This is a genomic window from Halotalea alkalilenta DSM 17697 (assembly GCF_000621205.1).
GTDB lineage: Bacteria > Pseudomonadota > Gammaproteobacteria > Pseudomonadales > Halomonadaceae > Halotalea > Halotalea alkalilenta.
In genome coordinates this window covers 36,055-61,129 of record NZ_JHYY01000014.1, presented here as the reverse complement: position 1 = coordinate 61,129, position 25,075 = coordinate 36,055, and the positions used below count along the sequence as shown (strand labels likewise).

Here is a 25,075-nt window from a genome sequence, read left to right as displayed (position 1 = left end):
GTACGCTCAGACCCCGCGAGCGCCAAGTGGATCAGGCGGATTGCAGGCGCTCGATCCGGCTGAGCGGGAGGATCTGGTGGCCGGCGGCTTCGAGCCGCTTACGCAGGACGCTTGCCATCGGCACCGCCGAGGGGCCATCGCCGTGGACGCAGATGCTGTCGATCGGGCAGGGCAGGCGATTGCCCTGGGCGGTGATGATCGCGCCTTCCTCGAGCATGGCGAGCATCCGCTCGGCGGCCTGGTGCGGATCCTCGATCATCGCGCCGGGCTGGCCGCGGGGCAGCAGCAGGCCGCGTTCATCATAGCCGCGGTCGGCGAACACTTCGGCGGCGATCTTGAGCCCGCCACCGCGCGCCGCGCGTTCGATCGCGGTCAGCGGCGCGGTGAGCAGCATGAGCGTCGGGTCGACCTTGAGGATCGCCGCGACCACCGCCTCGGCCAGCTCGACATCGACGAAGGCCATGTTGCCGAGCGCGCCGTGGGTCTTGACGTGGGTCATGCGGTGGCCGGCGGCCTCGGCGATCGCCCGCATCGCACCGAGCTGGTAGATCACCATACGTTCGATCTCGGCACCGCTCTGGCCCTCGATCCGCCGCCGGCCGAAGCCCCAGAGGTCGAAAAAGCCCGGATGGGCACCGACGTCCACCCCCCGGGCGAGTGCGTCCCGTACGGTGCGATCCATCACCAGCGGGTCGCCGGCATGGAAGCCGCAAGCGACATTGGCCGAGCTCACAAGCGCCAGCATCGCTTGGTCGTCGCCCATCTTCCAGGCGCCGAAGCTTTCGCCCATGTCTGCATTGATGTCGATCTGCATGCCATTCTCCGGGGTTGTCGTCGTTCGTAGTCTTGTGAGCGCGAAGAAGAAATCGGAAGCTCGGGAAAGCTTTGGTATACCATGGATATACCATTGGCTCCGGGCGCGCTCAAGGCGCATGCACGGGTTTCTCGATCCGCCAGGGAGAGCACATGAAACAGATCGACCTCACCGAGCTGAACCGCCAGGTGCAGCCGAGGAGCTTGGCCGACGAGGCCTATTTCCAGCTGTTGAAGATGATCCAGTGCGGTGACCTGAGCGGCGGCACCCTGCTGCAGGAGCGTCCGCTGGCCGAGGCGCTGGGAATCTCGCGCACGCCGGTGCGCGAGGCGTTGAACAAGCTCGAGATCGAAGGCTTCGCGGTGCGTGGCGGGCGCGGGCTGCTGACGGTCAAGGAGCCGAGCGTGCGCGAGTACCTGGAGATCCTGCAGCTTCGCCGGCTGCTCGAGGGCGAGGCGGCGGCGTTCGCCGCCGAGCGCCTGGAGATCGAGACGATCGACCGCCTGATGGCGGATGTCGCGGCGCTGATCGACGATCCCCATCCCACTCCCGAGCGCCACCACAGCGTCGATGACGCGCTGCACGGCACGATCGCCGGCGCGGCGAACAACGCCTTTCTCACCCGGCTGATCATGGACCTGCGGCTCAAGACCTACGTATTCGACTTGAACCGCGTGCCCGAGCGCTTCAAACCCGGCTGCCACGAACATCTCGGCATCCTCAGCGCGCTGCGCGAGCGCGATGTCGAGCTGGCGCGGCAGCGGATGAGCGAGCATATCGACAACGTCAGGCTCAGCATCATCAAGCGACTGACCGCGCTCTGAACCCAGGCGCCCGAGCTCAGCCGGTGGCGCGGCGCAGCAGCCGTCCGCTGCGTCCCACCGAGCGCCCCTGCTCGAAGCCGACCTGGCCGTTGACCACCACCAGCTCGATGCCTGGCGACTGGCGACGCGGATCGGTGAAGGTCGCGACATCTTCGACGCGTTCGAAGTCGAACAGCACCAGGTCGGCGTAGGCGCCTTCGCGCAGCACGCCCCGTCCCTCCAGCTGGAAGCGGCCGGCGGACAGGCCGGTCATCTTGCGTATCGCCTCGCTGAGCGGGAACAGCTTGAGCTCGCGGCAGTAGTGGGCGAGCACGCGGGGAAAGGTGCCCCATAGCCGCGGATGAGGGTTGGGGTCGGATGGCAACCCGTCCGAGCCGACCATCGACAGCGGATGGGCGAGCACCCGGCGCACGTCGGCCTCCTCCATGCTGTGGTAGATCGCGCCAGCCGGACGCAGCCGCTCGGCCGCCTCGAGCAGCGATACTCCCCACTCCTCTGCGATGCCGGCAAGCGTGCGCTTGGCCATCTCCGGATGCGGGTCAGACCAGGTGACCATGATCTCGAATTCATCGGTGACCCGCCAGGTATCCAGCGTGGTCGAACTCGCCGCATAGGGATAGCAGTCGCAATTGCACGGCTGGGCGCTGGCACCCTCTTCGAGCCGCTTCAATGCCTCGGCCGAGCGGCCCCAGTTGGCCGCGCCCATGCATTTGAGATGCGAGATCACCAGCGCAGCCCTGCCCGCGCTTGCGGTCGCTAGCGACTCCTCGATCGAGTCGATCAGGCCCGCGCCCTCGTCACGCATGTGGGTGGTGTAGATCCCGCCTTCCTCGCCGACCACCTTGACCAGCGCTTCGACCTCGCTCGATGGAGCCTGGCGGGCATTGGTATAGGCGAGGCCGGTACTGAGCCCGATCGCCCCCTCGCGCAGCGCCTCGCGCAGGCGCCCGGCCATGATCTCGATCTCCGCCTCGGTGGCCGGGCGGTCGAAGGCGTCCATCACCCCGGCGCGCAGGGTGGTGTGGCCGATCAGCGCCGCGAGGTTGAGGCTCGGGCGGGCCTGCTCGACGGCTTCGGCGTAGTCGGAGAAGCGCGGATAGCAAAACGCTTCGCGCCGGCCGAGCAGGTTCATCGGATCGGGCGGGTCCGCTTCGAGCACGATCGGCGAGGCGCTGATCCCGCAGTTGCCGACGATCACCGTGGTGACCCCTTGGGAGATCTTCTCGAGCATCTCGGGCGCGGCGATCGCGCGGTTGTCGTCGTGGGTATGCACATCGATGAAGCCCGGGGCGAGGCAGAGCCCGCGAGCATCGATCTCCCGCTCGGCGAGCGCGTCGTCGAGTTCGCCGATCGCGATGATCCGATCGCCGCGCACGGCGAGATCGGCGACGTAGGGCATGCCGCCCTGGCCGTCGACCAGGGTGGCGCCGCGGAACAGCAGGTCGTAGGACTTCGAGGCGTCAGTCATTCTTTTCGATCCCCCAGAACACGGGTGATGGGCCTTCGAGCGGTGCGCTCAGCTCCTTTCGCCAAGCCGAGACGTCGCGGTACTGGCCGAGCGGGATGTAGCTTACGGTGTCGTAGGCGTGGGCCTGGATTCGGGTGGCGATCTCGCGGCGCTCGGTCTCATCGGTCGCCTCGGCGAACTCGACCCGCATCTGGTCCATCTCCGGGTCGGTCGGCCAGCCGAACCAAGCGCCCTCGCGGCCGCTGCCGTTGAGCATCGGGTTGACCACTGGGTTCCACACCGTCTGGATGTTCCAGTAGGTGAAGAACATGTTCCAGCCGCCTTGGTCCGGTGCGCCCTGGTTGGCGCGCCGGCTGACCAGGGTCTGCCAGTCCATCGGGGTCAGCTGGACGTTGAAGCCTACGTTGCGCAAGGCGCTGGCGGCGACCATCGGCGGCGGCGCCTGGGTGGCGACATCGGTGGCCTGCAGGATCACCACCGGGGTGCCGTCGTAGCCGGCCTCCTCGAGCAGCGCGCGAGCCTCGTCGGGTCTACCGCCCTCGAGCAGCGATTCGGCACCGACATCGGTTTCGAGCGGTGTGTCGCAGCCGAAGATCGCTCCGCAGGTCCGGTAGTACTCGGGATTGCCGATCAGTGCGTCGAGTACGTCCTGCTGGTTGAGCGCGAGCAGCGCGGCGCGGCGGATACGCACATCGTCGAACGGAGGATAGAGGAAGTTCATCCGCCCGCCGGTCTGGTAGCCGAGCGGATTGAATACCCCGACCTCGAGCGAGTCGTCGTTCTCGACCAAGGGCAGCAGGTCGATCGGCACTTGTTCGATGAAGTCGACGTCGCCGGAGCTCAGCGCGTTGATCGCGGTCTGGTGGTCCGGCATGGTCAGCCACTCGACCCGGTCGACCATCACCCGCTTGCCGCCGGCGGTACCGTCCGCCGGCTCCTCGCGCGGCACGTAGTCCTCGAACTTCTCGTACACCACCTTGCTGCCGGGCACGAACTCGTCGGCGACGAACTTGAACGGGCCGGAGCCTGTGAATTCGCTGATCTGCTGGCCGTAGGGCGTTTTGGCCACCCGTTCCGGCATCATGAAGGCGGCGACCGATGAGGGCTTGGCGAGGAGATCGAGCACGTAGCCGAAGGGCCTCGACAGCTTGAGCACCAGGGTGCGGTCGTCCTCGGCGGTGAGGCTCTCGACGTAGTCCATCATCATCTGGCCGCCGATGTCGTACTGTGCCCAGCGCTCAAGCGAGGCCACGCAGTCCCGCGCGGTGACCGGCGTGCCGTCGTGCCACTCGAGCCCGTCGCGCAGACGGAAGGTATAGGTCAGGCCATCATCCGAGATGGTCCAGTCGGCCATCTGCGGACGCGGCTGGAACTCGTTGTCCATCCCCACCAGGGTGTCGTAGATCATGAAGCCGTGGTTGCGGGTGATCTGCGCGGTGGTGGCGATCGGATCCATCACCCTGAGCGCCGAGGACATCACCGCATGGATGGTCGACGCGTTGGCGAAGGCCGAGGGGGTCGCCAGCGCAGCAGCGACCGCCAGCGAGGTGAGGCTGCGTCGCAGCACGGGAGGAAGAAAAGATGGCATCGGCCGAGGCTCCAGGAAATTGTCGTTGTGGTTGTCTTGTCCAGTTCTGTCGTTTTGCGATCCGACGCCGGGATCAGGCGTCGTCGTGTTCCGGCGGCGCCTCGGCGCCGGTGCGCGAGGTGATCAGGCCGTAGTGCTCGATCCGCCGGTGGCGGGCGAAATCGAAGATGGTGCGCTTGCCGAACTGGCAGGCGTCGAGGTCGCAGCGATGGCTGATCAGCTCGTCGCCATGGGTCTCGGCCCGGGCGACCACGAAGCCGTTGGGGTCGACGATGATGCTGCCGGCCATCAGCGGGAAGCCGTCCTCCACGCCGGCCTTGGCCACCGCCACCGCCCAGGTCGCATTCTGGTAGGCCCCGGCCTGGATCGAGAGCTCGGAGTGGAACAGGCGCTCGCGTTCGCCCTCGGTGCGATTTTGCGAATTCACCGATGGCGTGTTGTAGCCCAGCGCCACCAGCTCCACCCCCTGCAGGCCCATCATTCGCCAGGTCTCGGGCCAGCGCCGGTCGTTGCAGATGCACATGCCCATCACCGCACCGAGGTTGCGCCACACGCCGAAACCAAGATCGCCCGGCTCGAAGTAGCGCTTCTCGAGGTGCTGGAAATCGCGCTCGGTATCGAACTCGACATGCCCCGGCAGGTGGATCTTGCGGTACTTGCCGACGATCCGGCCGGTCTTGTCGGTGAGGATCGAGGTATTGAAATGGCGTCCTTCGGGGGTCAGCTCGGCATAGCCGAAGGAGATCGCGATGCCATGCTCGCGGGAGAAATCGAACAGCGGCTGAGTCACCGGGCCCGGCATCTCACGCTCGAACCAGGTATCGACCTCGGCCTGGTCCTCCATGTACCAGCGCGGAAAGAAAGTGGTCAGCGCAAGCTCCGGGAACACCACCAGGTCGCAGCCGCGCTGCGCCGCTTGGTCGAGCAGCGTAAGCATCCGCGCCACTACCGACTCCCGGCTGTCGTCTTTGTTGATCGCGCCAAGCTGTGCTGCGCCGATGACCAGTTCTCGCATGTGGTTCTCCTTGGATCGAATCGAAATTAGTGGCGCGGGACCTGTGAGTCACCGCGCTCGAACAGGCTGATCAATCGCACCAATGGCCATAGCATCAGCAAATAAATCACTCCCGCCGCCACGATAGGCGAGGAGTTGTAGGTCAAAGAGCGCGCCATTTCGGCGCGATAGAGCAGATCGGCGAGCGAGACCACGCTCGCCAGGGACGTGAGCTTGATGACCTCCACGGTATTCGAGAGCAGGTCGGGCGTTACCTTGCGCACCGCTTGGGGCAGCACTACCCAGAGCAGCGTCTGCAATGCGCTCATGCCGCTTGCACGCGCGCTTTCGCTCTGGCCAGGTGGGACGGCCAAGAGCCCCGCGCGGTAGACCTCGCCGTAATAGGCTGCGTTGTTGAGCGCGAAGGCGAGCACCACGGCTAGAAAAGGCGAGAGCTGAAGACCGGCGAAGGGCAGCCCGGCGTAGACGAAGATCAGCAGCACCAGCGGTGGGAGGGCACGGAACAGATCGACCAGGGCCAGGGTCGGCCAGCGCAGCCAGCGTCGCTCGCTCAGGCTCGCCAGCGCGACCAGAAGCCCTAGGGAGAGCCCGAGCGTGACTACCACGACGCTGAGCGTGAGGGTGATCCAGAGCCCCTGCAGCAGCAGTGGCCATGCCTGGACGATGATCTCCAGATCGAAGAACTGGGCTCGCAAGGCTTCCATCGCTCAGCCCCTCTTCCATGCCAGGCGCGACTCAGCCCAGCGGGAGAGCACCACCAGCGGCAGGAAAATCGCCAGGTAGGCCAGCGCGCCGAGGGTCAAGGGAGTGGCGCTGCCGGAGAATGACTGAGCGCTGCTCGCTTGGTTGAGGATTTCCGGCACTCCGATCACGGTGCCGAGCGCGGTCATCTTGGTGATCGCGATCGCCCGGTTGGTCAGCGAGGGCAGCGCGATGCGCAGCGCCTGGGGCAGGATCACCCAGCAAAGCGTCTGCACGAATCCCATGCCGCTGGATCGAGCGGCTTCCCACTGGCCCGGGCGGATGGCGCGGATGCCGGCCCAGCACGCCTCCTCGACGAAGGCGGCGAGCACCAGCGAGAGCGTCAGCCAGAGCACGGTGAAGGCCGAAAGCTCGAGACCCGCGTTGGGCAGCCCGAAGTAGAGCAGCAGGATGGGCACCAGGGGCGGCAGGGCCCGCCAGAAGTCGGCGAACAGCACGATGAAGAAGTTGATCGCCGGCCACCTCCGGCTGCGCAGGCAGGCGAGCAGCAGGCCCAGCACGCCGCCGCAGACGATGATGGCAACGGCGAGCAGCGCGGTGAGCGCCATGCCTTCGATGATCATCGGCCAGTAGCGAGCGATCATCGCGGGGTCGAAAAAGGTGGTGAAGAAGCGATCGATCGACATCGGCTCAGGCCTGGACGTCGCAAGAGAAGGAGTGGTCGTCCTCGACGAAGCCCGCGTAGCCCGGCTGGCCGTATCCCGGCTGCGGCGTCACCGCCGCGCTGCCGGGTGCCGGTTCGGCGTCGAACCACTTCTGCGCAAGCTCAGCGATGGTGCCGTCGATCTTCAGGCACTCGACCACCCGCTCGATCCGGGCACGCAGCTCCTCGTCGCCCTTGCGGAAGGGAAAGGCCCATACCCGCCCGGTGGGAACCAGCAGCGAGAGCTCCACCATCGGATTGCGTTTCACCGCATAGGCGGCGACGGTGTTGCCGGCGAGGTTGGCGAAAGCGCGGTTGCTGGTGACCGCCTGCACCGCATCGCTGTTCGAGCCGTAGCTTTCCACCTTCCAGCCGTATTCGCCAGCATGCTCGCGCGCCCAGGCGTCGTAGGAGGAGCCCTTGTTGACCGCGATGGTGCGGCCCTCGAGGTCTTCGAGCCGGGTGATCGCAGCGGCCCCTTTCTTGACCACGAACTGGTAGTCGGTATCGAGATAGCCTTCGGTGAACAGCAGGTTCTCGGACAGCTCAGGGGTGATCGTCGTCGGGGCGGCGAGAAAGTCGTAGGTGCCGGCCTGCAGACCCGGGATCAGGCCCGAGAACTGCGCCGCGGTGATCTCGATCTCGGCGCCCAGCCGCTCGCCGATCACATTGATCAGATCGACGTTGAAGCCTTCGACCCCGCCGCTCATCGTCGGCATCGCGTGCGGTGCGAAAGTGCCGTCGAGGGCGACGTGGTAGCGCTCTCCGGCCGCATGGGCGGTGAGCGGGGCCAGGCAGAGCAATGCAGCGCACGAGAGTAGGGCAAAGTAGGGCTTTGGCACGAGATGTCTCCGTTGTTGTCGTTATCGTCGGTGGCGTGGTAGCGCGGCTAGTTAGATTCCCCGCTGATGAAAGCGGCGGTGCGGGGGTCCCGGGGGGAGGTGAAGAGCTGCTCCGGGGGACCTTGTTCGATCACCTTTCCATCGGCCATGAACACCACCCGGTCGGCGACCGCGCGGGCGAACTGCATCTCATGGGTCACCACCAGCATGGTCATGCCTTCTTCGCGCAGGCGGCGCATCACCGCGAGCACGCTGCCGACCAGGGTCGGGTCGAGGGCGCTGGTGGGTTCGTCGAACAGCACGATCTTGGGGGACATCGCGATCGCCCGGGCGATCGCCACTCGCTGCTGCTGTCCGCCGGAAAGCGTGCTCGGCCAGGCGTTGGCGTGCTCGCGCATGCCGACCCGCTCCAGCGCGTCGAGGGCGACAGCCTGCGCTTCCCGCCGCGGTAGACCGGCAACGCGCTTCAAGGCCAGGGTTACATTGCCGAGCGCCCGCAGATGGGGGTAGAGATTGAACTGCTGGAACACCATGCCGATCTGGCGGCGTACCCGATCGATCGAGACCAGCGAAGAGGTCAGATCCTGCCCATCGAATATCACCTGCCCGCCGCAGGCTCGCTCGAGCTGGTTGCACAGCCGCAGCATGGTGCTCTTGCCGGAGCCCGAGGGGCCGATCACGCACACCAGTTCGCCGGGTTCGATACGCAAATCGACCGCTTCGAGCACCACATGGTCGCCGAAGCGCTTGTGCAGTTTGATCAGCTCGAGGATGGGATAGGGCGCCTGCGGCGAGGCAGCCGCGCGCTGCGCCGGGTTCGCGGCGCTCATCGCGCGTCGACCAAGCGTCGTATCAGGGTGTCGGCGGGCCGGCTCCGGCGCGCCTCGATCACTGGCTCGGGGGTGGCGCAGGGCAGGAATTCGCCGCTACCGCGCTCGACCAGCAGCTCACCTTTGTCGATCACTATCCGGCCGCGGTTGATCACTGTTTCTGGCCAGCCGACGATCTTCATGCCCTCGTAGGGGGTGTAGTCGACCGCATCGTGGAGTTCGTCGACGCTGATCGTCACCTCGCGATCGGCATCCCAGATCGCAAGGTCTGCGTCAGAGCCTATGGCTATCGTGCCCTTGCGCGGATAGAGCCCGTAGGTGCGAGCGTGGCGAGTCGCGGTGAGCTCGACGAACTGGTTGATCGAGATCCGACCTCGACGAACGCCCTCGCTGAACAGCAGCGGCATACGCACCTCGAGCCCTGGCAGGCCGTTGGCCATTTCGCGAAATCCCGTCTTCTCGCCTTTCGGCAGTTTGCCGCTCTCATCCCAGCGGTAGGGCGCATGGTCCGAGGAGTAGAGCGTGAGGGTGCCGTCCTCGAGCCCGCTCCAGACCGCCTGTTGGCTCGCCTCGTCCCGGGGCGGCGGGCTGCAGCAGTACTTAGCGCCTTCGACTCCGGGGCGGTCGATATCCTCGGCGGTGAGGAACAGGTACTGGGGGCAGCTCTCGGCGATGATCCGCGCGCCCTGCGCCTGGGCGCGGCGCACGCACTCCACTGTCTCGCGCTCGGAGACGTGCACGATCACCAGTGGCGTATCGAGCAAGCGCGACAGGCAGATGGCTCTGTGCGCGGCTTCGTTCTCGGCGAGCCCGGCATGGGCGACGGCGTGGTACTTGGGCGCTTGGTGCCCGAGCCCAGTGAGACGATCGGCGAGCCAGCGGATCACATCGTCGTTCTCGGCGTGGACCATCATCAGCGCGCCTTCTCGATCGGCCACCGACAGCAGTTCGAGGATCGAGTAATCGTCGAGCTTCATTCGCGCATAGGTCATGAACACCTTGATCGAGGTGATGCCGTCGCGAATGGCCTGAGGAATATCGTGCTTGAGCGCTTGCTCATCCACCCGGGTGACGATCAGGTGGAAGGCATAGTCGATCACCGCCTTCTCGCGGGCCCGACGCGCGTAGTCGTCGAGCACCTCGGGGATGTCGTCCTGGCGGTGCTGGGCGGCGAACGGGATGATCGTGGTATTGCCACCGAAGGCGGCGGAGACCGTGGCCGAATGGAAATCATCGGCGCATATCAGCCCCATGCCGGAGAGCTGCTCCACATGGCAGTGGCTGTCCACGCCTCCTGGCAGCACCCAGCGCCCGGCCGCATCTATCTCGCGCTCGCCGGCGGCCAGACCTTGCTCGAGGGCGACGATCACGCCGTCCCGAATGCCGATGTCGGCATCGAAGCTGCGCTCCGCGGTAGCGATTCGGGCATTGCGAACCACCAGATCATAGTGTTGCTCGGCCATGATCGTGCTCCTGTTGCGATGGTTAGCCGCTGAAGCGGCGATGGAGATCGATGAATCGAGTGTGCGAGATGCCAGCCGCGGGTGTCTTATGCTTATTCGTCGACCGCCCTTAACGCTCGGTTAGCACCAAGGTCTGGATGGCATCTCGTCGAGGACGGCGCAGATCGGCCTACTCGGTTTTGCGCATGTTCCAGAACGACGGTACCGGTGCCTCGAGGACGCCTGTGACCGTATTGCGATAGGCGGCGGCGGTGGTGATCTCGCCCAAGGGCACGGTGACCCCCTCGTCGAGCATCACCCGCTGCAGCTGCTGCGCGTAGGAGACGCGCGCCTCCTGCGTGTCGGCGAGCAGGAACTGCGTGCGCAATGACTCCACCTCGGGCACGTTCGGCCAGCCGAACCAGCCCTGGTCACCGCTGGCGGATACCCCGTAGTTGCGCAGCGGATCCATGATCTCGCTGACGTGCCAGGTGGTCGCGAAGATGCTCCACCCGCCGCGGGCCGGAATGTCGCGATTGGACCGCCTCGACAGCATGGTCATGAAATCCATCGACTCCACCGAGACATTGAAACCCGCCTGGCGCAGCTGGTCGGCCATCACCACCGGCAATGCCGACGACATGGCTACGTCCGTCGCCTGGAGGATCAGTACCGGCTGATTGTCGTAGCCGGCCTGTTCGAGGAGCTGCCTGGCCTTCTCTGGATTCGCTTCGACGACCATCTCGCTCAGCGCGTCGCTTTCGTAGGGCAGGTCGCAGCCGAACAGCGCCGGGCAGGTGCGGTAGTAGCCGGGGTCACCTACCTGGGCCCGCAGAGCCTCCTCCTGGCCGATGGCGTACATGGCCGCCTGGCGGATCAGCTTGTCATCGAAGGGAGGCTGCGACTGGTTGAAACGATACATCGCATGGTTGCCCATCTTGTCGAGCACACGGGTGGTGATCCGATCGTCCCTGTCGAGCAGCGGCACCAGGTCGAACGGGACCGATTCGAGGTAGTCCACATCGGCGCTGAGCAAGGCGTTCACCGCAGTCAGCCGGTCCGGCATGACCAGCCATTCCACCCGATCCACATTGACCACCTTGCCTCCCGCCATGGCGCTGGGTGGCTCGTCTCGCGGGACGTAGTCCTCGTTTTTGACGTAGACCGCCCTGACGCCCGGCTGGAACTCAGCGGCAACGAACTTGAAAGGCCCCGAGCCGACCTGCTCGGTGATCGCTTGTGAAGCCGGTGTCGCGGCAATCCGCTCGGGCATCATGAACGCGGGCAGGCCGCTGGGCTTGGCCAGCGCCACGAGGAGCGCCTCGGTGGGCGTGTTGAGCACGATCTGGAAGGTGCGCTCGTCGATCGCATCGATCGAGTCGACCAGCGGCATGAGCATGCGTGCCATCTGGTCCTGCTGCCCCCAACGCTTTATCGAGGCGACGCAGTCCCGCGCCAGTACCGGGAGACCATCGTGCCAGCCGAGGCCGTCGCGAAGCGTGAATGTATAGACCTTGCCGTCTTCGGATACTTCCCACCGCTCGGCCATTTGTGGACGAATCTCGTTCTGTGCGTCGGTGGCCAGCAGCGTGTCGTAGACCATGTAGGCGTGGTTGCGGGTCTGGTGGGATGCGGTCAGCACCGGGTCCAGCACGGTCACTTGGCTCGCCATCACCGCGGTGATGGTCTGTGCCGACACGGGGGTCGCCGCGACCAGGGTCAAAGCGGCGGCGATGCACCCGTGACGCAGTCGGCGGGTCATCGTTTTGCATGCGACAGCCATTGTGTTCTCCCTTGTTTTTATTGGCACCACGAGCGGTCGTTGTGTTGATTCAGCCCTGCGCCGTTCAGACGACATCGAAAGAAAGAGGCGACATTTCGGTCCCGCGGCGATGCGCCACCAGGTCGCGTTCGGGAACCTTCCGCTCCGCGCGCCGCTGCGCTTCATCCACTTCTTCAGCGGCCTTGCGGTAGTCCAGCGAGGTGACCTCTCCCTTGTGCACGACCCGTCGGCCATCGATGTACACCGTATGTACGGCGCGGTCGGCTGCGGCGTAGACCAGGCTGCGCAGCGGGTCGCGCGAGGGACGCATGAGGTGGTGGGTCATGTCCACCATCACCAGATCGGCCTTCGCGCCCACCGCCAGCCGGCCTATGTCCTGGCGGCCCAGCGCGTTCGCCCCGCCCAGGGTGGCCGCGTTGAACACCTCGCTGGTGGTCACCGCGTGGGGTGTTTCAGCCACCAGACGTGCCAGGTAGCCGACATTGCGCATCTCCTCGATCATGTTGTGCGGATAGGTATCGGTGCCGATGCCGATGTTGATCCCGGCGCGGCGATAGCGGCCGAAGTCGCGCAGCGCCATGCCGCGGCGGATGAACACCGTGGGGCAGTGCGCCACGCTCGCGCCGGTTTCGGCGAGGATCGAGAGATCGGTGCTGGTGCTCCAGTGGGTGTTGGGATGATCGTCGAGGAAGATCGCATGGCCGACGATGCTGCCTGGATCCAGCACGCCGAGGCTGTGCAGCCATTGGATCGGGGTGAGGCCGTGACGGCGGGTGATTTCGTGGAATTCAGGCAGCGACTGGGCGGCGTGGGTCTGCCAGCCGATACCGCGCCGCCGGGCCTCGGCATGGCTGGCCCGCAGCAGCTCGGGCGTGCAGGTGTCGATCTGGGCGGGCACCAGCATGCCGGCGATCCGGCCACAGCCGTGGGCCTCGGCCTGGTCGATCAGCGCTAGCGCGCGCTCCATGCCGGCGATGCCGGCGTCTTCGTCCCAGGCGTATTCGACCACGTGCCCATTACGGGTGAACCACTGTGCGGAGCGGAACATCGGCGCGATGTAACCACGTAGCCCGCTGGCGGCGATGATGTCTATCCAGTGCTCATGGGCGTTGGACATGTCCACCACCGTGGTGACACCCGACATCAGCAGCTCCGCCGCGGCCAGGGTCAACTGCGCCGGCGCCGACGCCTCGTCTTTCATGGTCGGCATGTATTCGTACAGATTGGAGCTGTAAAGCCCGACCGATCCGGTCTCGTCGGTGTATCCCTTGTTGAGTGGCTCATGGCCGAGGTGGCTGTGGATGTCCACCAATCCCGGCATGGCCATCATCCCGCGTCCATCGACCGTCTCGACGACATCGGCACCCGCCGGATCGAAGTGCCGTCCGATGTAGCTGATCCGGTCGCCGGTGAAGGCGATGTCGGCTCCCCTCAGGTACACATGGCTCTGTCGGCTATCGTCCCAGGCGACTATGCAGTCGACTTGCTTGATCAGCGTGGTCTTCATCGATCGACTCCTTGCGATGTGGTTGTTCTGTCAAGGCCTGCAAGCGATGTGATCTGGCACTGGCCAGCCGTGGAGCCGCGTGGCCGAAACCGCTTCAGTGCTCTGCTGCGGGGTGGGCACGATGTGGGGCGAGCCCGGCTAGATCGATATCCTCGGGCGGAACTTGGGGCAGCGGGGCCGAGATGGAGAGGGCCTGGGTGATGAGTCCCGGTTGCCACGCTATCGGCGCGCTGACGAATGCGCGCGCCGACGTGACGCTCTGCCAGAGTGTGGAGCTGTTCGCTGATTGTGGTTGTCGTCTCGGCACCGAAGCGCAGAGATTGCGTTGCCCCATGGCCTGGAGTGTGCGAGATGCCCTTTAAGGCTGTCTCATGCCTTTTTGTCGACGATCTTTAACGCAGGGTTAATCGATTGGCAGGGGGCGGCCAGTATCTCCCTGAGCTCGGTGGTCAGGCCGAGCGCCAGCCGCGACAGCGGTTCGCGGCTGAAGTGCACCAGGCTGATGGTGAGGCGCTCGGGTGGTGTCAGCGACAGCGTGGCCAGTGACGACCTCGGCCACAGCCGCGGCGACAGCTCATCGACCAGCGCATAGCCGGCACCGCTGCTGACCAGCGCGCAGGCATGTTGTGGGGAGTCGACCTCGATCATCGGCTGATACGCCAGGCCTGCGCGTTCGAAGATGCGTTTGACCAGATTACCGAAGGGTGTCTCCGTGCCATAGCCGACCAGCGGGAAGTCGGCCATGCGTTCGAGGGTCGTCGTCGAGCTCCTGGTCTGGGCCAGCGGATGGGTGGCCGGGCAGATCACCGTCATGTGCATATCGTGAAGCGGTAGCGTACTGATGTTGGGGTGGTCGATGGGAAACAGCGAAATGCCCAGATCGGCCTGCTGGTCGAGGATGCGCTCGCGCAGCAGGGTGTGGCGCAGGCACTCGAAGCTGACGCGAACGCGCGCGTGGTGGCGTCGAAAGGCGGCGATCGCGCTGGGCACCAGCCCGTGCCCGAGGCTCGGGCTGCAGACCACCCGCACTACGCCCTGGCGCTGCTGGGCGAGGTCCTGGAGCGTGTTGTTGACCCGCTGCACGTTGCGGTAGACGTTCTCGACGTCATGGAACAGCCTTCGGGCCTCGGGGGAGGGATAGAGCCGCCCTTTGGTCCGCTCGAAAAGCTGAAAGCCGATGCGCTGCTCGGTGTGAGAGAGCATGCGGCTGACCGCCGGCTGGGAGACCAGTAGCAGCTGCGATGCGCCGCTGATCGAACCGGTGATCATCACCGCTCGAAAGACTTCGATCTGCCTGAGGTTGAGCGATTGCATGGCATTCCCCTCGACTCGATTAACTCGCTGTTAAGCATTGAGAATGAAAGCGCAATATCCATGCCACTCCTTCGCCGATAGGCTGGACCAACCTGGCGGTGTCCGGCCTCGCGAGCGCTGGCCTCGCCATTGTCGAATCGAGAGAAAGAGGAGACTCGCATGTCCCCGGGCGTCATCCATGTCATCAATCCCAATTCGACGACGGCCGTGACCGAGGGCATCGACGCCTCGCTCGGTGCATTGCGCTTCCCTGGCGGGCCGGCGATCGTATGCCACACCCTCGAGCAAGGTCCCGCTGGGATCCAGAGCGAGGCCGACATCGCCGCGGTGATGGCGCCTCTGATCGCGCGGGCGCGAGGCTTCGGCGACGAGACGATCGCGATCGTGATCGCCTGCTACAGCGATCCGGGGCTCGCGGTGCTTCGTGAGCAGTCGAAGTGTGCCGTATTCGGCATCGGCGAGGCCGCGGTGTTGCGAGCGCTGGCCGCGGGCCAGCGTTTCGGTGTGATCGCCATTCAGCCAGGTTCGATCCCGCGCCATTTGCGCAGCTACGGTGCAATGGGAGTGATGAACCGCTTCGCCGGGGAACGGGCGCTGGGGCTCGATGTGGTCGAACTGAGCGATCAGTCCCGAACCTGGGCGCGGCTGCTGGAGGTTGGCGAGCGACTGCGCGATGAAGACGGCGCCGATGTATTGATCCTTGGCTGTGCAGGGCTTGGCAGCCATCGTCTTGCGTTGGCACAGGCGCTCCGGGTGGCGGTGATCGACCCTTGCATCGCGGCGGTGACGATGGCCCTGGGCGAAGCCCGGTAGCGCTCGAAGCAGGCGTCGCCTGCGCGCCGCACGGATGCTTGCATCGGGCCGGGCCTATGCGCCGCCATCGCTTAATCCCGTGTTATGCGCATGGAGGCTGGCGAAGGCTTCGCGCAGGCGCTCGACCAGTGACTGGGCCTGCTGGGAGAGCGGTTCGCGGCGCAGGTGGACGAGATTGACGGTGAGGTGCTCATCGAGCGGGCGCACCCGCACCGGGGAGAAGGCGGTGGCGAGTGCGAGCGAGAATTCATCGACCAGTGCCCAGCCTGCGCCCTCGCGCACCAGGGCGCAGGCGTGGTGGGGTGAATCGACCTCGATCGCCGGGCGATAGTCGATGCCTGCTCGTTCGCTCAGCCGCTGGGCGAGGGTGCCGAACGGCGTGCCGGCGGGATAGCCGACCAGTGGGCGATCGGCGAAGGGAGCGAGCGCTGCCTGGGCGCTCGGGGCTTGTTCTGAAACCGGCCACTGCTGTGGATAGACCAGCGCCATGCGTAGGGTATAGAGCGGGATCGCTTCGATGTTGGGGTGGGTGATCGGAAACAGCGAGACGCCGAAATCCGCCTGCTGGTCGAGCAGGCGGTCACGTAGCAGCACGTGGCGCAGGCATTCGAGGCTGACCCGGGTGTCGGGATGGTCGCGGCGAAAGGCGCAGATCGCCCCCGGCAGCAGGTGATGGCCGAGGCTCGGGCTGCAGACCACTCGCACTACCCCGTGGCGCTGCTGGACCAGATCGAGCAGCGTGGCGTTGACCCGCTGCAGATCGCGGTAGACGTGCTCGACGTCGTGGAACAGCCGTCGCGCCTCGGGAGTCGGGTAGAGCCGCCCCTTGATCCGCTCGAAGAGCAAAAAGCCGACGCGCTGCTCGGTGTGGGAGAGCATGCGGCTGACCGCCGGCTGGGAAATCAGCAGCAGCTGCGAGGCGCCGCTGACCGAGCCGGCGGTCATCACCGCGCGGAATACTTCCAGCTGGCGAAGGTTGAGCGACATCGTTCGTATAACCTTGAGTTAATCGATGCGCATTCCTAAGCAATATCCGTACCGTGAACGGATCGGCGGCCTGGCGCAGTCAGTGCTTCTCGAAGGTGCATTGGCTGCACTCGTCCAGTGCGCAGGGTGAGGCCCGTGCGCCAGAGTTGGGCTGCACTGCTGGCTATTGGCGGGGGCGCGGAAAATCCGGGGGCGCCGGGCGGGAAAAATCGATCTCACGCTCTTCCTCCAGCCAGATGCTGGTCGTCGCAGGCTCAGTGCGGACGATCAGCCTGCCGGCGCGAAAGCCGAAGCGTACCGGCACCATCCGGGTCAGCGCATCGACCACGCTGGTGGCGGGCAGTACGTTGAAGCTGGCGGGATGGCCCTCGGCGAGCGCGTAACGTTCTCCCAGCCCGAGTACCCGCGCGCCCTGGGTGGTGACGAAGTCGAGGCTTTGGATGATGTCGTCATGGCCGGTCAGGTGGGTGACGTGGATCCCCATTTGCACGATCTGCAGGACGTTGGTGTGCAATAGCGGATAGAAGGGATCGGCCAGGTTGTCGTGTCCGAAGGCCACCGCCAGCCCGGCGTTCCTGAGCTCCCTGACCCGGGTCAGGCCGCGGCGTACGGGGTAGCCGTCCTCGCGCCCCTGGAGATGGGTGTTGACGAAGGGGTTGGCGACGAAGTTGATCCTGGCCTTGCGCAAAAGGCCGATCAGCTTGCTCGCGTAGGCGCCGTTGTAGCTGCCCAGTGCGCAGGTGTGGCTGGCGGTGGTGCGCGGGCCGAGCCCGCGGCGATAGGCTTGCGCTGCGACCACCTCGAGCCCGCGGGATTGGTCGTCGTCGATCTCGTCGCAGTGGATATCGATGAACTTGTCGTACTTCTGCGCCAGGTCGAAAGCGGCCGCGATCGAGGCGGTGGCGTCCTCGCGGGTGAATTCGACGTGGGGGATCGCGCCGACGCCGTCCGCGCCGCGCTTGAGCGCCTCCTCGAGCTGAACGAGGCCGTTGGGATGGGTGAAGATGCCATCCTGGGGAAAGGCGACGATCTGCAGCTCGACCCACTCGGCCATTTCGGCGCGCAGTTCGAGCAGCGCGCTCAGCGAGCGCAGTTCGGGGTCGCCGATGTCGACGTGGGTGCGCACGTACTGGATGCCCTGGGCGATCTGCCATTCGAGCGCCTGCCGGGCACGGCGCTTGACGTCGGCGTGGTCGAGGTCGCGCTTGCGCTCCGCCCAGATGTCGATCGCCTCGAACAGGGTTCCGCTGGCGTTCCAGCGGGGCTCCCCGGCGGTCATCGCATAGTCGAGATGGCAGTGGGGCTCGACGAAGGGGGGCAGCGCGAGGCCGCCCTCGGCATCGAACGTTTGCGCTTGCCCGCGGGCGAGGTTTCCCGCCGCGGCGATGGCCTCGATCACGCCGTCGCGAATCGAGATGTCGACGAGGCCTTCGCGGTCGAGCAAGCGAGCATTGGTGATCAGCATTGCAACACCTCGTGGCTTTTCGATGATGGCGCTACGCCGAGGAGGAACGACGCTCGAGTATCCGGTTCAGCGCCAGGCCGCCGGCGGTGTGAGCGGCCAGCGCGAAGATGATCGCGTTGAGCGGCGGGATGCCGGGCAGCAGGTTGGCCGCCGCGCAGCCTATTGCCCAGGAGACGATCGCCATCCAGTGGACGTCCTTCATCTTTGCGTGCTCCAGCGCCGGGTAGCGTCCGCGCGCGAGGATGAAGTAGTCGCTGATCAGCACCGCGCCGATCGGCGGCAGCGCCGAGCTCAGGAAGGTCAGCCAGCCGACGAAGTTGTCATACAGCCACACGGACAAGAGGGTGCCGACGGCGCCGTTGAACAGCACCAGGTAGCGTTTCGGGTAGCGGGTGATGTTGGCGAAGCCCAGCGACGCCGCATAGAGCGCGTTGTCGTTGGTGGTCCAGATGTTCAGGCCGAGCACCAGGATGGCGAGCACGATCAGCCCCTGCGCGAACAGGACCTGCGAAACGTCGGCCTCGCCGTAGACCAGCGCGCCCACCGCGCCGATGCTGAACATCAGCGAGTTGCCGAGGAAGAAGGCGATCACCGTGGCGATCACCCCGATACGGGTGGTGCGCGCGAAGCGCACGAAGTCGGGGGTCAGCGTGGCGCCGCTGATGAACGAGCCGATGCAGACGGTCAGCGCAGTGGCCATCGACAGGCGCTCGACCGGTTCGATCTCCATCAGCGCGCCCAGGCCGCCCGCGGTATCCACAGCGACCCCCATCGACCAGACGCCGAGCACGACGATCGACGGCACCGCGAAGAACCCCAGTATCGCCAGCGCCTTGAAGCCCAGGTAGGCGGTCGAGGTCATCAGGATCCCGCCGATCACGATCAGCAGATAGTTGTTGATCCCGGTGGCGGCGTGGATCGGCAGCGCGAACATCGCGATGCCGACGCCGAACCAGCCGACCTGGGTGCCGCCGAGTAGGAACGACGGCAGCCAGGAGCCGCGCACACCGAACGCGTAGCGGCTGATCAGGTGGGTCGAGAGGCCGGTACGGCTGGACATGATCGCGAGCGCGCTGGCATAGGCGGCGAGCAGGGCGTTGCCGAGCAGCACGGCGATGATGAACTGAGTCATGCTGAGGCCTTGGCCGAGCGTTCCGCCCGCCCACATGCTGGCGGAGAACAGGGTGAAGCTGACCATCACCGAGAACATCACGAAGAAGCCTCTTCGCGCGTGCGCCGGGACCGTCGAGAGCTCGTAGTCGTGGGATGCCGAGGGTTCTTTCATGGGATGCGAGCTCCTGTGGTCGTAGTGGGGTGTCGGTCCATGCCGGGTCAGGTCATTCGCAGGTTGTAGCCCGGCGGGTGGAGGCGTTCGAGCGCCGCGGCGACGCTCAGCACCGCATGCTCTCCGAGCGCCTTGCCCACCACCTGGATGCCGACCGGCATGCCCGCCTGGGTCAGCCCGGCGCAGACGGACGCGGCCGGCTGTCCGGTCAAGTTGAACGGATAGGTATAGGCGGCCCAGGTCACCAGCTCTTCGTCACCGTACCCCGGCGGCAGGTCTTGCCCCGCATCCAGTGCGGAGATCGGCAGGGTGGGGGAGAGCAGCAGGTCATAGCGAGAGAAGAACCGGCGCATCCGGTCGCGCAGCTCGTAGCGTTCGAACACCGCGGCGTAGTAGTCATGCAGCTTCTGTGCCAGGGCGATATCGAGCACCTTCACCACCGCCGGGTCGAGCAGCTCGCGCCTTGTTTCCAGCACCGCTTTAAGCCGCGTTCCGACCCCGGCGTAGAACTCGGCGCGCCAGAGTCCGGCCGGGTCCTGGTCGAATACCGTGTCGACCTCCTCCACATGCGCGCCCTGGTCGCTCAGCGCTTGGGCTGCCCGGGCGGTGATCTCGACCACTTCCTTTTCCGGATGGGCATAGCCCAGGCTCGGGCTCCAGGCGATACGCAGACCCTTCACCGGTGCCTCGGCGGCGGCGGCGAAGTCGGGCGCCGGCCCCACCAGCGAGAAGGGGTCCCGTGCGTCGTAGCCCGCGATCGCCCGGGCCAAAAGCGCCGCGTCACCTACGTTGCGGGCGAGCGCGCCGACGTGGGCCAGGGTCGGTGTGGCCGAGGTCGGCCATACCGGGACCCGGCCGAAGCTGGCCTTGAATCCGACCAGCCCGGTGAAGGCGGCCGGAATCCGCAGCGAACCTCCGCCGTCGGTGCCGAGGGCGAAGGGGGTGATGCCCGCCGCCACCGACGCCGCCGCGCCCGCGCTCGAGCCGCCAGGCGTCTTGTCCAGATCCCAGGGATGGCGGGTGATGCCGGTCAATGGCGAGTCGCCCACCGGTTTGCAGCCGAACTCGCTGGTGGTGGTCTTGCCGATGATGATCGCCCCCTCGGCCCTCACTCGCTCCACGGCCGGTGCGTTGTACTTGCCGAGGTTGCCGCCCATGGCGCGCGAGCCGGAGGCGTAGGGCAGGCCTGCGATGCTGATCAGGTCCTTGACCGAGATCGGCAAGCCGTGCAGCGAGCCGAGCGGTTCGCCACGGATCACCGCGCTTTCGGCACGCCGGGCGGCCGAAAGCGCCTGCTCGGGCAGCAGCAGGCAGAAGGCGTTGAGCGAGGCCTGGGTGGCCTCGGCCCGCGCCAGCGCGCGCTGGGTCAGTTCCACCGGCGAGATCTGTCGCGCAGCGACGAGCCCCGCCAGCTCCCGAGCGCTGATGAAGTCGAGTGAGTCGGTCATCCGTTGCTCCGAAGCCTGGGGCGGGTCACTGCTCGATGATCGCGAAGGCGCGCACCGGAGAGCCGGAGCCGCCCTTGAACTTGAGCGGTGCGCCGAAGAACTGGAACTCGCCCTGGCCGATCAGCGACTCCAGGTTCACCAGCCACTCCCAATGGCTCATGCCGAGTTCGCGGCAGAGCCGATGCTGGGCGAAGTCGTCGTCGGTCGGCTTGTCGGTGGAGGGGCCCTCCACCCCTTGCATCATCGAGCCGCGCTCATAGAGCCAGCGCGTCGCCTCGACCGTCAGCAGCGGGTTTTTCCACACCGAGTCGAGGCGTGGATAGTTGCGCTGATGAAAGCCGGTGCACAGCAGTACGATATGCCCGTCGATCACCACCCCGGCCTCGGCCTGGGCCGCCTCCAGGTCTTCCACCCCGATCTCGCCGAGGTCGGGGATGTGCCTGAGGTCCAGGCACACCGCCTTGCCGATGAACATCTCGAGCGGCATCTCGTCGATCGGCGCGCCGTCGGGCTTCACGTGGCGGAACGCGTCGACGTGGGTGCCGACGTGGTCGAGCATGGCGATGAAGTTGGTCTGGAAGGTCATCGCATCACCCGGCACGCCCAGCCCCAGCGCCTTGGAGCTCTCGTGGCTCAAGTGGGTGGTGAGCACCGGGCGCTGGAACAGCTTGTGCGCCGGCATGTTGTCTTCGATCAAAAGGCTCAAGTCGATGATTCGCTGGGACATGGTTTTTCCTCGATCAGGGGAGTTGCGTGTCGGTGGTAACGACGTGCCGTCACCGGGCGACGGCTTTCTTGCCTAGGAAGGCGTCCATCACTTGCGGGTTGGCCGCGATCTCCGCGCTTGGTCCCGAAAGGCCAATGGCGCCGTTGTCGACCACGTAGGCGTGGTCGGCGATGGAGAGCGCATGGGCGGCGAGCTGCTCGACCAGCACGATGGTGAGCCCCTCGCGGTTGAGCTGTGCGAGCACCTCGATCAGCTGGGTGACGATCCTCGGTGCGAGGCCGAGCGAAAGCTCGTCGATGACCAATAGCTCCGGCCCGGCCATCAGTCCCCGGGCGATGGCCAGCATCTGCTGTTCGCCGCCGGACATCGATCCCGCCTGCTGGCGCAGCCGTTCCTTGAGCCGTGGGAACAGCGCCAGGACCCGATCGAAGCTGGCGCGGGCCTTTTCGTGCTTGAGCCCGCCGTGCACGTAGGCGCCGAGGATCAGGTTGTCCTCTACCGTCTGGTCGGGAAACAGCCGCCGGCCCTCGGGCACCATGACCAGGCCGCGCTTGGCTTTGCCGTGCGCGGGCAGGGCGGTGGTGTCCTCGCCGCGAAACAACACCTTGCCCGCCGATGGCCGCACCAGCCCGGTGGCGCCTTTGACCATCGAAGACTTGCCCGCGCCGTTGTTGCCGATGACGGCGACGAGCTGGCCGCGGGCGACGCGTAGGCTTACGTCACGCACCGCGATCGCCGCGCCATAGCGCAGCTCCATGCCACGAATCTCGAGCAGCGTTTCGCAATCGCTCATGGGTTTGCCTTGGCGGTGGGTTGGAGATCGCCCTGGCCGCCGAAGTAGGCCTCGATCACCCTAGGGTCGCGCTGGACGACGGAGGGCGGGGCGCTGGCGATGACCTGGCCGTAGTCGAGCACGGTCACGGTGTCGGCGACCGCCATGATCAGTTCGACGTGGTGCTCGATCAGCAGCACCGTGATACCCAGCGCCGCGATCTGGCGGATCATCGTCGCGAGCTCGTCGATCTCCTGGGTGGTCAACCCTGCCGCTGGTTCGTCCAGCAGCAGGATGCGCGGCCGGGTGGCGAGCGCGCGGGCGATCTCGAGCCGGCGCTGGAGGCCGAACGGTAGGAACCGTGCCTCGTCGTCGGCATGCGTCGCGAGACCGACGAAGTCGAGCAGGGCGATGGCGATCCGCTGTGCCTCGCGCTCTTCGCGGCGCATGCGCGGGCTGCGCACCAGCGCCTGGGCCAGGCCGTAGCCGAAGTGCTGCTGGCAGCCGACGATGACGTTCTCCAGCACGCTCATGTCGCCGAACAGCTCGGTGTTCTGGAAGGTGCGGGCCATGCCGAGCCGCGATATCTCATCCGAGCGCTTGCCGCTCAGCTGCTGGCCTGCGATCTCGAACTCGCCCGAGGTCGGACGATAGAAGCCCGAGATCGTATTGACGAAGGTCGATTTGCCCGCGCCGTTAGGGCCGATCAGCGCGTGTATCTCGCCCGGCTTTACGCGTATCGAAGCCTCGTCCAATGCCGTCAGGCCGCCGAACTTGACGGTCAGCGCCCGCGTCACCAGCTCCGCCCTGGAGGTGTCCTGTGCCGATGGCCTAAGCGTATCGGTGACGGTCCGGGCATCGACCGGCTCGGACCTGCGTGGATGGGGACGCCAGCGTTTCAGCGCGCTATCTAGCGTACCGAGGATGCCCTGGGGAAGGGCGAACATGACGATCAGCAGCAGCGCGCCGTAGGCGAAGGTCTGCCAGGCGGCGAGCTGCTGCAGGTATTCCGGCAGGTAGGTGAGGAGGTAGGCACCCACCACCGGGCCGAAGGTGGATCCCGCACCGCCCAGGATCACCATCAGCAGGAAGCGGATGCTGTCCGAGAAAGTGAAGATGTCGGGAGATATATAGGCGTTGAGAAAGCTGTAGAAGGCGCCTGCGATGCCGGCGGACATCGAGGCGATCACGAACGCGAGCGTACGCAGCGTGGTCACGTTGATGCCGAGCGCGCGCGCGGCGATCTCGCTCTGCGACGAGGCGCGCATGGCGCGTCCGTAGCGTGAAGCCTTGAGGTTGTGGGTGAGCAGGGTCGCGGCGAAGAGTGCGATGGCCAGCACCGCGTAGAAGGCGTAGCCCGAAAGTTCGACCCCGAGCAGGTTGGGGGAGGGAATCGAGCTCAGTCCGGTGGTGCCGCCGGTCAGCGACTGCCATTCGATCGCCACGTTTTCGATGATCAGCCCGAAGGCGATGGTGATCACCGCGAGGTAGACGCCGCGCACGCGGACGGTGGGATAGGCCAGGATCGCGCCGAACAGCGCCGAGACCAGCGCAGCGGCCAGGCTCGCCATGACGATATCGAAGCCGAACCGCGTGGCGGTGATGCCGCCGGTATAGGCACCGAGGGCGAACAGGCCCGCCTGTCCCAGCGATACCAGCCCGGTCAGGCCGATCAGCACATTGAGCCCTACGGCGATGATGCCGTAGATCAGAAACAGCATGAAGATGCGCAGCTCGTACTCGTTCGAGGCAGTCAGGGGCACGATCAGAAGGCCCAGGGCGAAGAGCAGAAAACCGAGGGTGTGCAGGTGCTTCATACCTTGACCACCTCGCGTTTGCCGAACAGCCCCTGGGGGGCGATCAGCAGCACCAGGATCATCAGGCTGAAGCCGACGATCTCCCTGGCTGCGGTCGAGATGTAGCCTTCGACGAACTTCTCGATCACGCCGAAGAGCAGGCCTACCACCAGCACGCCAGGCGCACTGGTGATTCCGGCGATGATCGCTACCGCGAACCCTTTGAGTCCGAGCAGCACCCCCATGGTCGCCGACGCCTGGACCACCGGGGCGATCAGGATGCCGGCGGCGGCGCCGAGCAGGCTGGCGAGGCCGAACGACAAAGCGACCACGGCGTTGACGTTGATGCCCATCAGTGATGCGGCTTGCTTGTCGTGGGCGATCGCCTGCATCGCGCGCCCCACCAGGGTGTGGCGCTGGATCAGCTTCAAGCCCAGCGTGGCGAGAACCGCCACCAGCGGAATGAGCAGCTCCTGTGGGTAGACCCCGGCGCCGAGGATCCGTACCGCGCGCTCGACGCCGGGCGAGGGGAGCGGCAGCGAGTAGCCATTGGTCTCGATGGTGGCCAGGCTCTCGATCATGATGCCGATGGCGATGGTCGCCAGCATCCAGCCGATCGAGCCCGAATGGGCGGCGAAGGGGCGCACGGCGAAGCGCTCGACCAGGGTGCCGAACACCCCTCCCGCGGCGATCGCGAGCAGGCAGGCGAGCCACAGCGGCAGCCCGGCGGCCAGCAGCATGATGGTCAGCAGCGCGCCGATCGTCAGCGTATCGCCGTGGGCGAAGTTCACCGCCTTCGCCGATGACCACATGATGTGGAAACCCAGCGCGACCAGGGCATAGATACCGCCGATCGCAAGGCCCGACAGGATGTACTGCATGATCGTGGACATGACTTACCTCGCAGGCGCCGGTGGGCCGAGCCGCTATTGGGATCCGTGTATGGCGGT

Annotated in this window: 22 protein-coding genes; 2 read left to right on the top strand and 20 right to left on the bottom strand. The window is 66.1% G+C overall.

Annotation, left to right across the window (positions count from 1 at the left end):
- Positions 1-31: 31 nt before the first annotated feature.
- Positions 32-814 carry a LamB/YcsF family protein gene (locus tag Q376_RS0101360; RefSeq protein ID WP_027348775.1) on the bottom strand — a complete coding sequence of 261 codons (783 nt, stop codon included), beginning with the start codon at positions 812-814 and terminating at the stop codon, positions 32-34.
- Between the two features lie 152 nt (positions 815-966).
- Between Q376_RS0101360 and Q376_RS0101355 the strand changes: the two genes are divergently transcribed.
- Positions 967-1,638 carry a GntR family transcriptional regulator gene (locus Q376_RS0101355; protein ID WP_027348774.1) on the top strand — a complete coding sequence of 224 codons (672 nt, stop codon included), beginning with the start codon at positions 967-969 and terminating at the stop codon, positions 1,636-1,638.
- Positions 1,639-1,654: 16 nt separating this feature from the next.
- On the opposite strand, the gene Q376_RS0101350 is transcribed toward Q376_RS0101355, so the two are convergent.
- From Q376_RS0101350 to Q376_RS20995, 11 genes are all read right to left on the bottom strand, one after another.
- Positions 1,655-3,106 (bottom strand): N-acyl-D-amino-acid deacylase family protein, encoded by a 1,452-nt coding sequence (locus tag Q376_RS0101350; RefSeq protein WP_043445674.1) that lies wholly within the window; start codon positions 3,104-3,106, stop codon positions 1,655-1,657.
- Entirely contained in the window at positions 3,099-4,694 is a 1,596-nt protein-coding gene (locus Q376_RS0101345; RefSeq protein WP_027348772.1) for an ABC transporter substrate-binding protein, read from the bottom strand. The genes Q376_RS0101350 and Q376_RS0101345 overlap by 8 nt, the downstream gene beginning before the upstream one ends.
- A 73-nt stretch (positions 4,695-4,767) precedes the next feature.
- Positions 4,768-5,709 (bottom strand): N-carbamoyl-D-amino-acid hydrolase, encoded by a 942-nt coding sequence (locus Q376_RS0101340; RefSeq protein WP_027348771.1) that lies wholly within the window; start codon positions 5,707-5,709, stop codon positions 4,768-4,770.
- A 26-nt stretch (positions 5,710-5,735) separates the two neighbouring features.
- Positions 5,736-6,413 (bottom strand): amino acid ABC transporter permease, encoded by a 678-nt coding sequence (locus Q376_RS0101335; protein ID WP_027348770.1) that lies wholly within the window; start codon positions 6,411-6,413, stop codon positions 5,736-5,738.
- Positions 6,414-6,416: 3 nt separating this feature from the next.
- Complete coding sequence (locus Q376_RS0101330) at positions 6,417-7,097, bottom strand: amino acid ABC transporter permease (protein ID WP_081803335.1); 681 nt, start codon at positions 7,095-7,097, stop codon at positions 6,417-6,419.
- Between the two features lie 4 nt (positions 7,098-7,101).
- The gene (locus Q376_RS0101325) at positions 7,102-7,956 is read right to left on the bottom strand and encodes a transporter substrate-binding domain-containing protein (RefSeq protein WP_052364838.1); all 855 of its coding nucleotides are present in this window, start codon (positions 7,954-7,956) and stop codon (positions 7,102-7,104) included.
- 47 nt (positions 7,957-8,003) lie between these two features.
- A complete protein-coding gene (locus Q376_RS24630) occupies positions 8,004-8,786 on the bottom strand; it encodes an amino acid ABC transporter ATP-binding protein (protein ID WP_052364837.1) in 783 nt (260 codons plus the stop codon).
- Positions 8,783-10,249 carry a dihydropyrimidinase gene (hydA, locus tag Q376_RS0101315; RefSeq protein ID WP_043445671.1) on the bottom strand — a complete coding sequence of 489 codons (1,467 nt, stop codon included), beginning with the start codon at positions 10,247-10,249 and terminating at the stop codon, positions 8,783-8,785. Before hydA ends, Q376_RS24630 begins: the two co-directional genes overlap by 4 nt.
- A 169-nt stretch (positions 10,250-10,418) precedes the next feature.
- On the bottom strand, positions 10,419-12,011 hold the full coding sequence (locus Q376_RS0101310) for an ABC transporter substrate-binding protein (protein ID WP_162177873.1): 1,593 nt from the start codon (positions 12,009-12,011) through the stop codon (positions 10,419-10,421).
- 64 nt (positions 12,012-12,075) lie between these two features.
- A complete protein-coding gene (locus tag Q376_RS0101305) occupies positions 12,076-13,518 on the bottom strand; it encodes an amidohydrolase family protein (RefSeq protein WP_027348764.1) in 1,443 nt (480 codons plus the stop codon).
- Positions 13,519-13,887: 369 nt separating this feature from the next.
- On the bottom strand, positions 13,888-14,832 hold the full coding sequence (locus Q376_RS20995) for a LysR family transcriptional regulator (protein ID WP_052364836.1): 945 nt from the start codon (positions 14,830-14,832) through the stop codon (positions 13,888-13,890).
- A gap of 159 nt (positions 14,833-14,991) precedes the next feature.
- On the opposite strand from Q376_RS20995, the gene Q376_RS0101295 reads away from it, so the two are divergent.
- Positions 14,992-15,645, top strand: a complete 654-nt coding sequence (locus Q376_RS0101295; RefSeq protein WP_027348763.1) for an aspartate/glutamate racemase family protein — start codon at positions 14,992-14,994, stop codon at positions 15,643-15,645.
- A 54-nt stretch (positions 15,646-15,699) separates the two neighbouring features.
- Here Q376_RS0101295 and Q376_RS20990 read toward each other — a convergent pair whose 3' ends face one another.
- The 8 genes from Q376_RS20990 to Q376_RS0101255 all read right to left on the bottom strand — a co-directional run bounded on the left by Q376_RS20990 (position 15,700) and on the right by Q376_RS0101255 (position 25,018).
- Positions 15,700-16,632 carry a LysR substrate-binding domain-containing protein gene (locus tag Q376_RS20990; protein WP_052364835.1) on the bottom strand — a complete coding sequence of 311 codons (933 nt, stop codon included), beginning with the start codon at positions 16,630-16,632 and terminating at the stop codon, positions 15,700-15,702.
- 163 nt (positions 16,633-16,795) lie between these two features.
- Positions 16,796-18,097, bottom strand: a complete 1,302-nt coding sequence (gene codA / locus Q376_RS0101285) for a cytosine deaminase (protein WP_027348762.1) — start codon at positions 18,095-18,097, stop codon at positions 16,796-16,798.
- A 31-nt stretch (positions 18,098-18,128) separates the two neighbouring features.
- Entirely contained in the window at positions 18,129-19,382 is a 1,254-nt protein-coding gene (codB, locus tag Q376_RS20985) for a cytosine permease (protein ID WP_043445668.1), read from the bottom strand.
- Between the two features lie 47 nt (positions 19,383-19,429).
- A complete protein-coding gene (locus Q376_RS0101275; protein ID WP_027348761.1) occupies positions 19,430-20,830 on the bottom strand; it encodes an amidase family protein in 1,401 nt (466 codons plus the stop codon).
- Between the two features lie 25 nt (positions 20,831-20,855).
- On the bottom strand, positions 20,856-21,557 hold the full coding sequence (locus tag Q376_RS0101270) for a cyclase family protein (protein WP_027348760.1): 702 nt from the start codon (positions 21,555-21,557) through the stop codon (positions 20,856-20,858).
- A 49-nt stretch (positions 21,558-21,606) separates the two neighbouring features.
- Positions 21,607-22,350: an ABC transporter ATP-binding protein gene (locus Q376_RS0101265; protein ID WP_027348759.1), complete on the bottom strand. Its 744-nt coding sequence runs from the start codon at positions 22,348-22,350 to the stop codon at positions 21,607-21,609.
- The gene (locus Q376_RS20980) at positions 22,347-24,146 is read right to left on the bottom strand and encodes a branched-chain amino acid ABC transporter ATP-binding protein/permease (RefSeq protein WP_043445665.1); all 1,800 of its coding nucleotides are present in this window, start codon (positions 24,144-24,146) and stop codon (positions 22,347-22,349) included. The genes Q376_RS0101265 and Q376_RS20980 overlap by 4 nt, the downstream gene beginning before the upstream one ends.
- Entirely contained in the window at positions 24,143-25,018 is an 876-nt protein-coding gene (locus tag Q376_RS0101255; protein WP_027348758.1) for a branched-chain amino acid ABC transporter permease, read from the bottom strand. Before Q376_RS0101255 ends, Q376_RS20980 begins: the two co-directional genes overlap by 4 nt.
- Between the last annotated feature and the right edge of the window lie 57 nt (positions 25,019-25,075).

Bases quoted from the DNA above. Each gene is read 5' to 3' on its own strand.
- codA (WP_027348762.1), bottom strand. From the start codon at position 18,097: ATGCTGATCACCAATGCTCGCTTGCTCGACCGCGAAGGCCTCGTCGAC.
- codB (WP_043445668.1), bottom strand. From the start codon at position 19,382: ATGAAAGAACCCTCGGCATCCCACGACTACGAGCTCTCGACGGTCCCG.
- hydA (WP_043445671.1), bottom strand. From the start codon at position 10,249: ATGGCCGAGCAACACTATGATCTGGTGGTTCGCAATGCCCGAATCGCT.
- Q376_RS0101355 (WP_027348774.1), top strand. From the start codon at position 967: ATGAAACAGATCGACCTCACCGAGCTGAACCGCCAGGTGCAGCCGAGG.
- Q376_RS0101360 (WP_027348775.1), bottom strand. From the start codon at position 814: ATGCAGATCGACATCAATGCAGACATGGGCGAAAGCTTCGGCGCCTGG.
- Q376_RS0101350 (WP_043445674.1), bottom strand. From the start codon at position 3,106: ATGACTGACGCCTCGAAGTCCTACGACCTGCTGTTCCGCGGCGCCACC.
- Q376_RS24630 (WP_052364837.1), bottom strand. From the start codon at position 8,786: ATGAGCGCCGCGAACCCGGCGCAGCGCGCGGCTGCCTCGCCGCAGGCG.
- Q376_RS20980 (WP_043445665.1), bottom strand. From the start codon at position 24,146: ATGAAGCACCTGCACACCCTCGGTTTTCTGCTCTTCGCCCTGGGCCTT.
- Q376_RS20995 (WP_052364836.1), bottom strand. From the start codon at position 14,832: ATGCAATCGCTCAACCTCAGGCAGATCGAAGTCTTTCGAGCGGTGATG.
- Q376_RS0101340 (WP_027348771.1), bottom strand. From the start codon at position 5,709: ATGCGAGAACTGGTCATCGGCGCAGCACAGCTTGGCGCGATCAACAAA.
- Q376_RS0101310 (WP_162177873.1), bottom strand. From the start codon at position 12,011: ATGGCTGTCGCATGCAAAACGATGACCCGCCGACTGCGTCACGGGTGC.
- Q376_RS0101330 (WP_081803335.1), bottom strand. From the start codon at position 7,097: ATGTCGATCGATCGCTTCTTCACCACCTTTTTCGACCCCGCGATGATC.
- Q376_RS0101255 (WP_027348758.1), bottom strand. From the start codon at position 25,018: ATGTCCACGATCATGCAGTACATCCTGTCGGGCCTTGCGATCGGCGGT.
- Q376_RS0101275 (WP_027348761.1), bottom strand. From the start codon at position 20,830: ATGACCGACTCACTCGACTTCATCAGCGCTCGGGAGCTGGCGGGGCTC.
- Q376_RS0101265 (WP_027348759.1), bottom strand. From the start codon at position 22,350: ATGAGCGATTGCGAAACGCTGCTCGAGATTCGTGGCATGGAGCTGCGC.
- Q376_RS0101305 (WP_027348764.1), bottom strand. From the start codon at position 13,518: ATGAAGACCACGCTGATCAAGCAAGTCGACTGCATAGTCGCCTGGGAC.
- Q376_RS0101335 (WP_027348770.1), bottom strand. From the start codon at position 6,413: ATGGAAGCCTTGCGAGCCCAGTTCTTCGATCTGGAGATCATCGTCCAG.
- Q376_RS0101295 (WP_027348763.1), top strand. From the start codon at position 14,992: ATGTCCCCGGGCGTCATCCATGTCATCAATCCCAATTCGACGACGGCC.
- Q376_RS20990 (WP_052364835.1), bottom strand. From the start codon at position 16,632: ATGTCGCTCAACCTTCGCCAGCTGGAAGTATTCCGCGCGGTGATGACC.
- Q376_RS0101270 (WP_027348760.1), bottom strand. From the start codon at position 21,557: ATGTCCCAGCGAATCATCGACTTGAGCCTTTTGATCGAAGACAACATG.
- Q376_RS0101345 (WP_027348772.1), bottom strand. From the start codon at position 4,694: ATGCCATCTTTTCTTCCTCCCGTGCTGCGACGCAGCCTCACCTCGCTG.